The organism is Pseudoduganella sp. S-14 (assembly GCF_049913285.1).
Taxonomy (GTDB): Bacteria; Pseudomonadota; Gammaproteobacteria; order Burkholderiales; family Burkholderiaceae_D; genus Rugamonas.
The window spans coordinates 4,586,193-4,598,246 of record NZ_CP183991.1; the positions used below are offsets into that span (position 1 = coordinate 4,586,193).

A 12,054-nucleotide genomic window follows, 5' to 3' on the forward strand; every position below is an offset into this window, starting at 1 on the left:
AGCTGCCATGCCACGACTTCCCTTCCGTTCACTGCCGCTGCTGCTGGCAGCCTTGCTCGGCGCCTGTACCAGCCTGGCGCCCGGCTACCAGCAGCCGGCGCTGCCGGTGCCGGCACAGTATCCATCGTTCGCACTGGCCGGCGGCGCGGTTCTGGAAAGCGACTGGCGCAACTTCTTCCGCGACCCGCAACTGCGGGCGCTGATCGCGCAAGCGCTGCAGGACAACCGCGACTTGCGCATCGCCGTCAGCCGCGTGGCGCAGGCGCGTGCCGCCTATGGCATTGAAGCCTCCGCCCAACTGCCGGCAGTGGCGGTCCAAGCCGGCGTCGATCGTTCGCGCGTGCCGGCCGACTTGAACCTCACCCGCCGGCCGCTGCATGCCAGCCAGTACCAGGCCGGCGTTGGCCTGGCGAGCTGGGAGCTGGATTTCTGGGGCCGCGTGCGCAACCTCAGCGAGGCGGCGCTGCAAGCCTACCTGGCGACCGAAGCGGCGCGCAACGCCGCGCGCGCCAGCCTGGTCGGGCAGGTCGCCCTGGCCTACCTGGACCTGCGCGACACCGCGCAGCGCATAGCGCTGGCCGAGCGCACGTTGGCCAGCCGCCAGCAGACCTACGACATGGTGGCACGCCGCGCGACGCTGGGTTCCTCCTCGCAGCTGCAGCTGGCGCAGGTCGAAACCCTGCTGATCCAGGCACGCTCCCTGCTCTTGCAACTGCAACAGGAACGCGATACGCAGCAGCATGCGCTGGACCTGCTGGTCGGCGCCCCGGTCAAGCTGCCCGACGGCGGCGCCGAAATCTCCCTGCCCGCCCCGGCCGCCGGCCTGCCATCCGACCTGCTGGCGCAGCGGCCCGACATCATCGCTGCCGAACACCGGCTGCGCGGCGCCAACGCCAGCATCGGCGCAGCCCGTGCCGCCTACTTCCCGCGCATTGCGCTGACCGGATCGCTGGGCAGCGCCAGCGCCGAACTCGATGGCCTGTTCGAGCGCGGCAGCCGCGCCTGGAATTTCGCTCCCAGCATCACCCTGCCCCTGTTCGACGGCAGTCGCCGGCGCGACCAGTTGAACCTGGCCCAGGCGCGCCGCGATGAAGCGCTGGCCGCCTACGACAGGGCGGTGCAAGGCGCTTTCCGCGACGTAGCCGATGCGCTGTCGGCGCTGCACTGGCTTTCCGGCCAGCTGGAAGTGGCCGATGCCGCGGTTCTGGTGCAGCAGCGTCGCGCCCGCCTGTCCCAGCTGCGCTACGACAGCGGCGCCAGCTCCTACCTCGACGTGCTCGACGCGCAGCGCGACCTGCTGACGGTCGAACAGCAGCAAGTACGCGCCCACCATGCGCTGCAGGCGGCCCGCGTCGCCCTTTACCTTGCCCTGGGCGGCGCAGCCGGCGAATTTTCCGCACCGTCATCCGAACATCCAGGTTTTTCATCATGATCAAGTTCAAGAAAAAACAACTGCTGCTGGCGGTGCTGCTGGCCGCCCTGTCCATTGGCGGCGCCTATGCCTGGGTCCAGGCCCGCCAGCGCGGCTACGGCGACCAAGTCCTGAGCGGCAACGGCCGCATCGAAGCCACCGAGATCGACGTCGCCGCCAAGCTGCCTGGCCGCCTGCAGGATATCCTGGTCGACGAGGGCGACTTCGTGCGCGCCGGCCAGGTGCTGGCCCATATGCAGGTCAAGTCGCTGGAGGCCCAGCGCGACGAAGTGCTGGCGCAACAACAGCATGCGCGCGCCAACGTCGCCAGCGCCGAAGCGGCCGTCGCCATGCGCCAAGGCGACCAGGCTGCCGCCCAGGCGGTGGTGGCACAGCGCGAAAGCGAGCTGCAGGCCGCGCGCCGCCGCCTGGCCCGCTCCGAGACGCTGGCCGGCGAAGGCGCCGCCTCGGAGCAGGAGCTGGACGACGACCGAGCCCGCGTCGGCACCATCAGCGCCGGCTTGCGCGCAGCCCAGGCGCAGGCGGCAGCAGGTGGCAGCGCGGTGGAAGCAGCCCGCATGCAGCTGCAAGGTGCGCATGCCGCGGTTACGGCGCTGCAAGCGACCCTGGCCCGCATCCAGGTCGATATCGACGATGGCGCCCTGCTGGCAGCGCGCGACGGCCGTGTGCAGTACCGCATCGCCCAGCCAGGCGAAGTATTGCCTGGCGGCGGCAAGGTCCTCAGCCTGGTCGACCTGGGCGACGTCTACATGACCTTCTTCGTGCCGGAAGTGGCGGCTGGCCTCCTGGCGCTTGGCAGCGAGGTGCATGTGGTGCTGGACGCCGCGCCGCAATACGTTATCCCGGCACGGGTCTCCTACGTTTCCAGCACCGCCCAGTTCACGCCGAAAACCGTGGAAACCGCCAACGAGCGGCAAAAGCTGATGTTCCGCGTCAAGGCGCGCATCGACCCCGCCCTGCTGCAAAAGCATTTGCCGCTGGTGAAGACCGGCCTGCCCGGCACGGCGTGGATCAAGCTTGACCGCCAGGCGCAGTGGCCGGCGGCGCTGGCCCTGCGGGTGCCGCAGTGAACGTCACGGCGCCGGTCGCCGAACTATCCGGCGTCAGCCTGCGCTATGGCGATGTCACCGCACTGAGCGACATCACGCTGGCCTTGCCGGCAGCTTGCATGGTCGGCCTGATCGGGCCGGACGGCGTCGGCAAATCGAGCCTGCTCTCTTTGGTGGCCGGGGCGCGTGCCGTGCAGCAGGGCGGCATGCAAGTACTTGGCAGCGATATGCGTGACAAGACGCAGCGCGGCCTTTTATGCCCACGCATCGCCTACATGCCGCAAGGCCTGGGCAAAAACCTGTACCCGACGCTGTCGGTGGAAGAAAACCTGCAGTTCTTTGGCGGCCTGTTCGGCCATGGCGCTGCCGAGCAGCGCCGCCGCATCGCCCACCTGACTGCCAGCACCGGACTGGCGCCCTTCCTCGACCGCCCGGCCGGCAAGCTGTCGGGCGGCATGAAGCAGAAGCTGGGGCTGTGCTGTGCGCTAATCCACGATCCCGACCTGCTGATCCTCGATGAGCCGACCACCGGCGTCGATCCCCTGTCGCGCGCCCAGTTCTGGGACCTGATCGCAGGCATCAGGGCGCAACGGCCGCAAATGAGCGTGATCGTGGCCACCGCCTACATGGATGAAGCCAATCGCTTCGATTGGCTGGTGGCGATGGACGGCGGCCAGGTCCTGGCGACTGGCGCGCCGCAGGAACTGCAGCAACGCAGCGGCAGCGCCTCGCTGGAGGAAGCGTTTATCGCCCTGCTGCCGGAAGCCCGGCGCAGCCAGCACCAGCCGGTGCGCATCCCGCCGCTGGAACAAGGCGGCAGCAGCGCCGTCGCCATCGAGGCCAGCGGCCTGACCATGCGCTTTGGCGACTTCGTGGCGGTGGACAACGTGGACTTCCGCATTTGCCGCGGCGAGATTTTCGGCTTCCTTGGCTCCAACGGCTGCGGCAAATCGACCACCATGAAGATGCTGACCGGCCTGCTGCCGGCCAGCGCCGGCAGCGCAAAGTTGTTCGGCCAGGTGGTCGACCCGCGCGACCTGGCCACCCGGCGCCGGGTCGGCTACATGTCGCAGGCATTTTCGCTGTACGGCGAACTGACGGTGCTGCAAAACCTGGTGCTGCATGCGCGCCTGTTCAGCGTGCCGGAGCCGGAGATTGCCGGCCGCGTGCAGGAATTGGCGCAGCGCTTCGGGCTGGAGGGTGTACTCGATGCCCTGCCAGAGCAACTACCGCTTGGCATCCGCCAGCGCCTGTCGCTGGCCGTGGCCATGGTGCATCGCCCGGAATTGCTGATCCTCGACGAGCCCACATCCGGCGTCGATCCGGTGGCGCGCGATATGTTCTGGCAGTTGATGATCGACCTGGCGCGCCGCGACCAGGTCACGATCTTCATCTCCACCCACTTCATGAATGAAGCCGAGCGCTGCGACCGCATCTCGCTGATGCATGCCGGGCGCGTGCTGGTCAGCGCGGCGCCTGCCGACCTGGTTCGCCAACGCCGTGCCGCCACGCTGGAGCAAGCCTTCATCGCCTACCTGGAAGATGCCGCCGGGACCAGGAACGCAGCCGATGCCAACGCTCCCGGCGCCCGCATGCCAGGCTCGGTGCCTGCGGCGACGCCATCCGTTGCAGCCCGTCCCTGGCAACAAAGCCTGCGCCGCGCCCTCAGCTACACACGCCGCGAGACGCTGGAGCTGCGGCGCGACCCGGTGCGCGCCACGCTCGCCCTGCTGGGCACCCTGATCCTGATGTGCATCATCGGCTACGGCATCAACCTCGATGTCGACCACCTGAACTTCGCGGTGCTGGACCGCGACCAGAGCGCCCTGAGCCAGAGCTATGCGCAAAACCTGGCCGGCTCACGCTACTTCATTGAACGTCCCCCGCTGGCCGACTATGCTGAACTGGACCGCCGCATGCGCAGCGGCGAACTGGCGCTGGCAATCGAACTTCCACCCGGCTTTGGCCGCTCCCTGCAGCGCGGCGCCCCGGTCGCGGTCGGGGCGTGGGTCGACGGCGCCATGCCGCTGCGGGCGGAAACCACGCGCGGCTATGTGCAGGCCGCCCACCTGGGCTGGCTGCAGGACATGGCCACGCGCCGGCTGGGCGCCCGCCTCGCCGCTCCCGGCGCCATCGAAACGCGCTACCGCTACAACCCCGACGTACGCAGCCTGCCCGCCATGATCCCCGCCGTGATCCCGCTGCTGCTGATGATGATCCCGGCCATGCTGGCCGCGCTGTCCGTGGTGCGCGAGAAAGAGCTGGGGTCCATCCTCAACCTGTACGTCACGCCGGTCAGCCGCGCTGAATTCCTGCTCGGGAAACAGCTGCCCTATATCGCGCTCGGCATGCTCAACTTCGTGCTGCTCACGCTGGTGGCCCAGGCCGTGTTCGCCGTGCCGCTCAAAGGCAGTTTCGCCGCCTTGAGCTTGGCCGCGCTGCTCTACGTCGTCTGCGCCACCGGTTTTGGCCTGCTGGTCTCGACCTTCACGCGCAGCCAGATCGCAGCCCTGTTCTTCACCATGATCGGCACCCTGATCCCTTGCGTACAGTTTGCAGGCCTGATCAACCCCGTGTCGGCGCTGGAAGGCATCGGTGCGCTGATCGGCCGCGTGTATCCGGCCACGCATTTCCTGGCCATCAGCCGCGGCGTGTTCAACAAGGCACTGGGCCTGGGCGACCTGCAGCAAGCCTTTGCCATGCTGGCACTGGCGCTGCCGCTGATCCTGCTGTCGGCGATTGCCCTGCTCAGGAAACAGGAGGCCTGAGCATGCGTGCCTGTCTTTCAAACATCTACCGGCTCGGCATCAAGGAACTCTGGAGCCTGGTGCGCGACCCGATCATGCTGGTGCTGATCGCGTACACCTTCTCGGTATCGATCTACGTCGCCGCCACCGCCATGCCGGAAAGCCTGCACCATGTGGCACTGGCCGTGGTGGACCAGGATGCCTCGCCGCTGTCGGCCCGCATCGTCTCGGCCTTCTATCCGCCGCAGTTCGTCACGCCGATGCTGCTCACGCCTCAGCAGGCCGACGCCGGCATGGACCGCGGCGACTACACCTTCGTGCTCACCATTCCGCCCGGCTACCAGCGCGACCTGTTGGCCGGCCAGTCGCCGCCGCTGCAACTGAACGTCGACGCCACCCGCATGAGCCAGGCCTTCACCGGCAACGCCAGCATCAGCCGCATGGTGTCGGCCGAGGTGAGCGACTTTCTGCACCGCAGCCGCCCCGATCCCGGCCTGCCGGTCGGGCTGGACCTGCGCCTGCGCTTCAACCCCAACCTGGAACAAGCCTGGTTCGGGGCCCTGATGGAGATCATCAACAACGTCACCATGCTGTCGATCATCCTGAGCGGCGCGGCGCTGATCCGCGAACGCGAACACGGCACCGTCGAACATCTGCTGGTGATGCCGGTATCGCCGGCCCAGATCATGCTGGCCAAGGTGTGGTCGATGGGGCTGGTGGTGTTGCTCGCGGCCCTGGGCGCCCTGCTGTTCGTGGTGCAGGGCGCACTTCACGTGCCGGTGCAGGGTTCGATCGCGCTGTTCACGCTGGTGGCCGCGCTGCACCTGTTCGCCACCACGGCGATGGGCATCTTCATGGCCACGCTGGCGCGCAGCATGCCGCAATTCGGCATGTTGCTGGTACTGGTGCTGCTGCCCCTGCAGCTGTTGTCGGGCGGCGTGACGCCGCGCGAAAGCATGCCGGCGCTGGTGCAGCACCTGATGCTGGCGGCGCCCACCACCCATTTCGTGGCTGCGGGCCAAGCCATCCTGTACCGCAGCGCAGGCATCGACGTGGTCTGGCCGCAACTGCTGGCCATCGCCGCCATCGGCGCCACGTTGTTTGCCATCTCACTGCGGCGCTTCCGCGCTACCATTGCGCAGATGGCCTGAACCTTTTCGAAGACCTGGGAATCCACCATGCCACAAGACGATTTAAGCACCATCCGCAACCGCGTTTTCGACGACATCGCCGTGGGCGACACCGAAACGCTGGTGCGCACGCTCACGACCGCTGACATCCAGCTCTTTGCCGTGTTGTCGGGCGATGCCAACCCGCAGCACCTGGACCAGGAATTCGCCGCCAATACGCGCTTTCACAGCGTGATCGCGCACGGCATGTTCGGCGGCGCCCTGATCTCGGCCGTGCTGGGCACCCGCCTGCCAGGCCCCGGCACCATCTACCTGGGACAGACGCTGAAGTTCAACGCCCCGGTGCGCGTTGGCGACACGCTGACCACCAGCGTCACCGTCACCGTGCGCGACGAAGCGCGCAAGCGCCTCAAGCTGGCCTGCCAATGCGTCAACCAGGATGGCGTGGCCGTGATCACGGGCGAAGCCGATGTCATCGCCCCCACCGAGGCGATCGTTCGTCCCAGGGCCACGCTGCCGGAAGTACGCCTGATGCCCGGCGGCGGCGAAATGCAAGCCTTGCTGGCGCATGCACGCGCCTTCGGCCCGCTGGCGACCGCCGTGGTCCATCCCTGCGACGAGTCCAGCCTGGGCGCAGCACTCGACGCGATGGCCGCCGGCCTGATCACGCCGATCCTGGTGGCGCCGCAAGCAAAACTGCAAGCCGTGGCCAGGCAGGCCGGTCTGGACCTGGGCGGCTGCCGCATCGAGGATGTGCCGCACAGCCATGCGGCCGCTGCACGCGCAGTCGAACTTGCCGTGCAGGGAGAAGCGGCGCTGTTGATGAAAGGCAGCCTGCACACCGACGAGCTGATGGGCGCCGTGGTCGGCTGCGCGGCCCTGCGCACCAAGCGCCGCATCAGCCACTGCTTCCTGATGCAGACTCCGGCCTATCCCCGGCCCTTTATCGTGACCGACGCCGCCATCAATATCGCGCCGACGCTGGAAGAAAAAGCCGACATCATCCGCAATGCCATCGACCTGGCGCACGCCATCGGCGTCGCCATGCCGCGCGTGGCCATCCTGGCCGCAGTGGAGACCGTCACCCCCCATATGCCGGCCACCCTCGACGCCGCGATACTGTGCAAGATGGCCGACCGCGGCCAGATCAGCGGCGCCTTGCTGGACGGCCCCCTGGCCTTCGACAATGCCGTATCGCCGGCAGCGGCGCGCATCAAGGGCATCGTGTCGCAAGTGGCCGGACAGGCCGACGTGCTGGTTGCTCCCGACCTGGAAAGCGGCAATATGCTGGCCAAGCAGCTGGAATACCTGGGCGGCGCCAACAGCGCTGGCGTGGTGCTCGGCGCGCGGCTGCCGATCGTGCTGACCAGCCGCGCCGACAGCCGCGAAAGCCGGCTCGCTTCCTGTGCCGTGGCCCTGCTGCTGGCCCGCCAGTATGAGGCGACGCCGCCATGAAACCCCGCATCCTGGTACTGAACTGCGGATCGTCGAGCATCAAGTTCGCGCTCTTTGACGCCGGGGAGAACGGATTGGACGCGAAGGCACTATGGCATGGCAAAGTCGACGGCGTGACCGGTCCCCGGCCAACGCTGGACTTGCCAGGCGCCGCGTCCGCCGCGCTACCGGCCGGCGGCGAACAGCCCTACCACGCGGCGCTGGACGTCATCCTGGCGCAGCTGGCGCAACGCCTGCAGGGCGCCGGCGAATCGCTGTCAGCCATTGCACACCGGGTGGTGCATGGGGGCCTGAAGTACAGCGCGCCGGTGCTGCTGGACGCGCAGGTGCTGGCCGACTTGCGCAGCTACATCCCGCTGGCGCCGCTGCACCAGCCCTTTGCGCTGGAAGCGATCGAGACCCTGCTCGCCAGCCATTCCAGCCTGCCGCAAGTCGCCTGCTTCGATACTGCCTTCCACCATACCCTGCCGGTGGTCGAACAAATGCTGCCCCTGCCCTACGCGGCCTGGGAACGCGGCTTGCGGCGCTACGGCTTCCATGGCCTGTCTTACGAATACCTGTCGCTTGCGCTGGCTGCGCGGCACGGCGGTGCAGCGCAGGGCCGCACCATCGCCGCCCACCTGGGCAGCGGCGCCAGCCTGTGCGCGATGCAGGGCCTGGCCAGCGTCGCCACTACCATGGGCTTTTCCGCCCTGGACGGCTTGATGATGGGCACGCGCTGCGGCGCACTGGACCCCGGCGCCTTGCTCTACCTGATGGATATCGAAGGCCTGAGCACGCACGAAGTCGGCCATTTGCTGTACCACGAATCAGGCCTGCTGGGCGTATCGGGCATTGCCGCCGACCCACGCGTGCTGCTGGAGCAAGAGGCGAAGTCTCCGCGTGCACGGGACGCACTGGCCTTGTACGTGCGCCGCATCGTGCGCGAAATCGGCGCCCTGTGCGCGGTACTGGGTGGCCTGGACATGCTGGTCTTCACAGCGGGCATTGGCGAGCACAATGCCGAGATCCGCCGCCGCATTTGCGCCGCGCTGGGCTTCCTCGGTGTGCAGGTCGATGACGCGGCCAACCGCAGCAACGCCCCGCTGATCAGCTGCGGCGCCGGACCACTGGTGGCTGTCGAACCTACCAACGAAGAATGGATCGCCGCGCGCCACGCCCGCGCCATCCTCGGGCTTAATGGCGCTGGTACAGGGCCTCGATAGTGCTCGCTCCGAGCGAGTGCGCCCCGACCATATAGCCGGTCAGTGCGCCCGATGCGTCCTCGGGAAGTTCGAGTTTTTGCGACAGCGCATGCACCGTGAACCGATAGTGATGCACGCCGTGTCCCGATGGCGGGCATGCGCCGCCGAACCCCTTCGCGCCGTAGTCGTTGCGCATCTGCTGGCTGCCCGCAGGAGCCAGGGCGCCTGCCGGCAGCGAAGTCACATCCTTCGGAATATTGACAAGCTGCCAGTGCCACCAGCCGCTGCCAGTCGGCGCATCGGCATCATGGACCAGGATGGCGAAAGCCGCCGTGCCTTCCGGCGCTCCGGACCAGGATAGTTGCGGGGACTGGTTTCCACCGCTACAGCCGAAGCCTTGGAATTCCTGGGCCTTGGCCATGAACTTGCCGTTCGCGATGTCGGTGCTGGCCAGGGTCAGCGATCCTGCCAGAGCGGAGTTGGATGCCAGCAGTGCTGCAAGAATAAGGTGTCGCATATGTGCTCCCGTAATGAAGAACGCATATGGTAGGCAGCAGCCGCAAAACGGTTTAGTCCAAAACCAGCCAGAGTTTCGCCTTATTCAGTCATTCGCGAAGCCTTGGCCGAAATGACTGGGCCATTTGCCAGCGTCTGGAAGACGACGCAGTAACGCTCGGTTAGCCGCAGCAGCACCGCCAATTGATCGTCGTCGGCATCGGTGTCCAGTAAAAAATGCAGGCGAATTGCCTGGAAGCCGATTGGCAGGGCTTCCAGCAGCATGTCGCCCGAACAGGCCTACAGGCCGGTGCCGCCAGTGGCCGGATGCAGGCCCGCTACAACCAGCCCCTTTCCAGTTTCGATCCTGCAGCTGACACCCTCTCCCGCACGCCCTTGCGCGTGGAGCGTGATCATTGCAGCTGCCGGGTCTTCCTAATAGCGCTCCTTCAGCGGCGCCTGCACGGCGCGCAAATCCTCTGCCTTCATGATGCCCCCCTTGAGTGGATCAGCAAGCAGGTATTATGCGCCTGCGTCGTCGCGCATCCTCGTTTTACGCAGTTCCGTCGGCGTGGTGCCGAACAATTGCCTGAATTTTTCGGTAAAGCGCGACTGCGACTGGTAACCGCACTTCTCCGCAATGCGGCCGATAGGATCGAAGGTGGTCTGGACAAGGTGCAGGCCGTGGCCAAGCCTGGCCCGGTCCTTGATCGCCTGCAGCGTTGCCCCTTCCGCCGCCAGCTTGCGGCGCAGCGTCGACTCGCTGAGCGCCAGCCGGGCGGCCACCAGGCCCGCTGTCAGGTCGCTGGCGACGTCGGCGCTGATCATGCCGTGCACTTTGTGGCCAAGGCTTGGCGGCTCGACCACCGCGCCTACCTGCTCATGACCCAGGTGGTGGAGCAGCTGGAGAATTTCCTGGCGACGCACGCGCCACATCGCTGGCGGCGCGAAGGCGGACCATGCGACGAACTGCCGCAGAGTCTCCAGGAGGATCGAGTCGATCGGCCCCTGTACAAATGGCGCCGCCCTGCCCGTTCTTGGGGGCAGGCAACGGAAGTCTTCGAAATCGAATTCGACGATCATGGCCAGATATTCCGAGTCGCTCGGAATATTGCGCATGCTGATGCTGGGGCGGTTCGACAGGATGATGAAGCTGCCGGTCATGCAATCGATCTCGCCATTGCTGCCAAGCTTCTTGCTGCCATCAAGCACACAGATAAGCGTCGGCTTAATGACCGGCACATTGACAATCTTCTGTTCCCTGACCGAAGAATAGATGGAGTACGGCAGCGGCTTCTCCAGTTCGAGCAGCCGCTTCGCATCGGTCCTCAGGAGGCCGAGACCCAAGACCTGGCCTACTTGATCAGGTACCTGGTCTGGCTGGCAATCAGCGTGGCGCCGCAGGCAGTGGTATCGCCGTCGCGGGCAGTTGGCTTGCCGTCGGTGATGTAGGTTTCGCTGCCGCTGTTGATGGTGGTTTCGCTTGGATGCAACGGGCAACTCACCGTATCGCCCAGCCGCGCCACGCCCTTGCCGTCGACGACAAAGTTGGAGCTGCCGGTCTTGACTTCCCCGCCATGCGAGGTCTTATCTCCAATGCGAATCACTGGACGACTCATCCTGCTACCCTTCCTGATAATCTATTTTTTCCAACGAGCTTGACGCAGTATTGCGCAGCCTTGCGCGCCTCCGCTGAAGGCAACGCAGCGATGGCCTCATCGAATTGCTGACGGACGGGCACCTTGGTGCCCAGGGCTGTAAACACGGTAAGACTGCCCGCGAACTCGGGATCAAAGAAATTCGAGCATGCAGAGCGGTCCAGCATTGCGGCGCATCCTGCGATGGCTGCGATTTCTTCCATCGCCTTCGGGTCGATACGCTTGGTTGGAAGCGTCTGGACCACCCAATCCTTACCCCAGATAGCGCTGAAGCGCTGGTCCAGGCTTACACCGACCTTCTTCACCTCTTCGCCAGGTTCGCCACCGCGCGTGCAGCTCAAGCCCAATGGCGAATAAGTCTCTTCCGCAAATGCAGGCGTAAAGTGGAGCGCAGCAAACAATATGGTCGAGATCAGCCGGTGCGCAGCCATATTATTTTTTTCCAACCAGCTTGATGCAGTATTGCGCAGCCTTGCGGGCTTCCGCTGACGGCAAGGCAGCAATGGCCTCATCGAATTGCTTACGTACTGGCACCTTGGTACTCAGGTTCATAAAAATCGCCGGTTCACCGCCAAATTCCGGGTCAAAGTAAGTTGAGCAGGACGATTGGTCCATCAAGGCGCCACAAGCCGAAACTGCCGCAATCTCCTCCATCGCCTTGGGGTCGATGCGTTTGGAGGGAATCGGCTTACCTATCCATTTGTCCTTGCCCCAAACAGTGTCGAAGCGCTGGCGCAGGGTTTCCCCGACTTTGTTGACATCCTCTTCCGCAGGCATGCCATTCGGCTTGGTAACGCAACGCAATCCGTTAGGGGAATACGCCTCGCCCGCTGATGCTTGTGCTGCGCCGCTGCCAAGCAAGATCGCCAGACCAGCCTGCACTACGAATATTGTCTTACGCATT

General features: G+C 65.9%; 12 protein-coding genes. 6 read left to right on the plus strand and 6 right to left on the minus strand.

Annotated elements, in window-relative coordinates:
* The first annotated feature begins 7 nt into the window (after positions 1 to 7).
* The 6 genes from ACN9MZ_RS21015 to ACN9MZ_RS21040 are packed head-to-tail and all read left to right on the plus strand — an operon-like array spanning position 8 to position 9,018.
* On the plus strand, positions 8 to 1,432 hold the full coding sequence (locus ACN9MZ_RS21015; RefSeq protein ID WP_426338858.1) for an efflux transporter outer membrane subunit: 1,425 nt from the start codon (positions 8 to 10) through the stop codon (positions 1,430 to 1,432).
* The gene (locus ACN9MZ_RS21020; protein WP_426338859.1) at positions 1,429 to 2,502 is read left to right on the plus strand and encodes an HlyD family secretion protein; all 1,074 of its coding nucleotides are present in this window, start codon (positions 1,429 to 1,431) and stop codon (positions 2,500 to 2,502) included. The genes ACN9MZ_RS21015 and ACN9MZ_RS21020 overlap by 4 nt, the downstream gene beginning before the upstream one ends.
* Entirely contained in the window at positions 2,499 to 5,249 is a 2,751-nt protein-coding gene (gene rbbA / locus ACN9MZ_RS21025) for a ribosome-associated ATPase/putative transporter RbbA (RefSeq protein ID WP_426338860.1), read from the plus strand. Before ACN9MZ_RS21020 ends, rbbA begins: the two co-directional genes overlap by 4 nt.
* Before the next feature lie 2 nt (positions 5,250 to 5,251).
* Complete coding sequence (locus tag ACN9MZ_RS21030; protein WP_426338861.1) at positions 5,252 to 6,379, plus strand: ABC transporter permease; 1,128 nt, start codon at positions 5,252 to 5,254, stop codon at positions 6,377 to 6,379.
* Between the two features lie 27 nt (positions 6,380 to 6,406).
* Positions 6,407 to 7,813, plus strand: coding sequence for a bifunctional enoyl-CoA hydratase/phosphate acetyltransferase (locus ACN9MZ_RS21035; RefSeq protein ID WP_426338862.1), 1,407 nt, complete (start codon positions 6,407 to 6,409; stop codon positions 7,811 to 7,813).
* A complete protein-coding gene (locus tag ACN9MZ_RS21040; protein WP_426338863.1) occupies positions 7,810 to 9,018 on the plus strand; it encodes an acetate/propionate family kinase in 1,209 nt (402 codons plus the stop codon). Before ACN9MZ_RS21035 ends, ACN9MZ_RS21040 begins: the two co-directional genes overlap by 4 nt.
* Here the strand turns inward: ACN9MZ_RS21040 and ACN9MZ_RS21045 are convergent.
* From ACN9MZ_RS21045 to ACN9MZ_RS21070, 6 genes are all read right to left on the minus strand, one after another.
* Positions 8,990 to 9,514: a YbhB/YbcL family Raf kinase inhibitor-like protein gene (locus tag ACN9MZ_RS21045; RefSeq protein WP_426338864.1), complete on the minus strand. Its 525-nt coding sequence runs from the start codon at positions 9,512 to 9,514 to the stop codon at positions 8,990 to 8,992. The two genes, ACN9MZ_RS21040 and ACN9MZ_RS21045, sit on opposite strands and share 29 nt — an antisense overlap.
* An 80-nt stretch (positions 9,515 to 9,594) precedes the next feature.
* On the minus strand, positions 9,595 to 9,777 hold the full coding sequence (locus ACN9MZ_RS21050; protein ID WP_426338865.1) for an OsmC family protein: 183 nt from the start codon (positions 9,775 to 9,777) through the stop codon (positions 9,595 to 9,597).
* 237 nt (positions 9,778 to 10,014) lie between these two features.
* On the minus strand, positions 10,015 to 10,839 hold the full coding sequence (locus ACN9MZ_RS21055) for a helix-turn-helix transcriptional regulator (RefSeq protein ID WP_426338866.1): 825 nt from the start codon (positions 10,837 to 10,839) through the stop codon (positions 10,015 to 10,017).
* Between the two features lie 8 nt (positions 10,840 to 10,847).
* Positions 10,848 to 11,111, minus strand: a complete 264-nt coding sequence (locus ACN9MZ_RS21060) for a PAAR domain-containing protein (protein ID WP_426162848.1) — start codon at positions 11,109 to 11,111, stop codon at positions 10,848 to 10,850.
* Positions 11,108 to 11,581, minus strand: a complete 474-nt coding sequence (locus ACN9MZ_RS21065) for a hypothetical protein (protein ID WP_426338867.1) — start codon at positions 11,579 to 11,581, stop codon at positions 11,108 to 11,110. The genes ACN9MZ_RS21060 and ACN9MZ_RS21065 overlap by 4 nt, the downstream gene beginning before the upstream one ends.
* A 1-nt stretch (position 11,582) precedes the next feature.
* Positions 11,583 to 12,053 carry a hypothetical protein gene (locus ACN9MZ_RS21070; protein ID WP_426338868.1) on the minus strand — a complete coding sequence of 157 codons (471 nt, stop codon included), beginning with the start codon at positions 12,051 to 12,053 and terminating at the stop codon, positions 11,583 to 11,585.
* Between the last annotated feature and the right edge of the window lies 1 nt (position 12,054).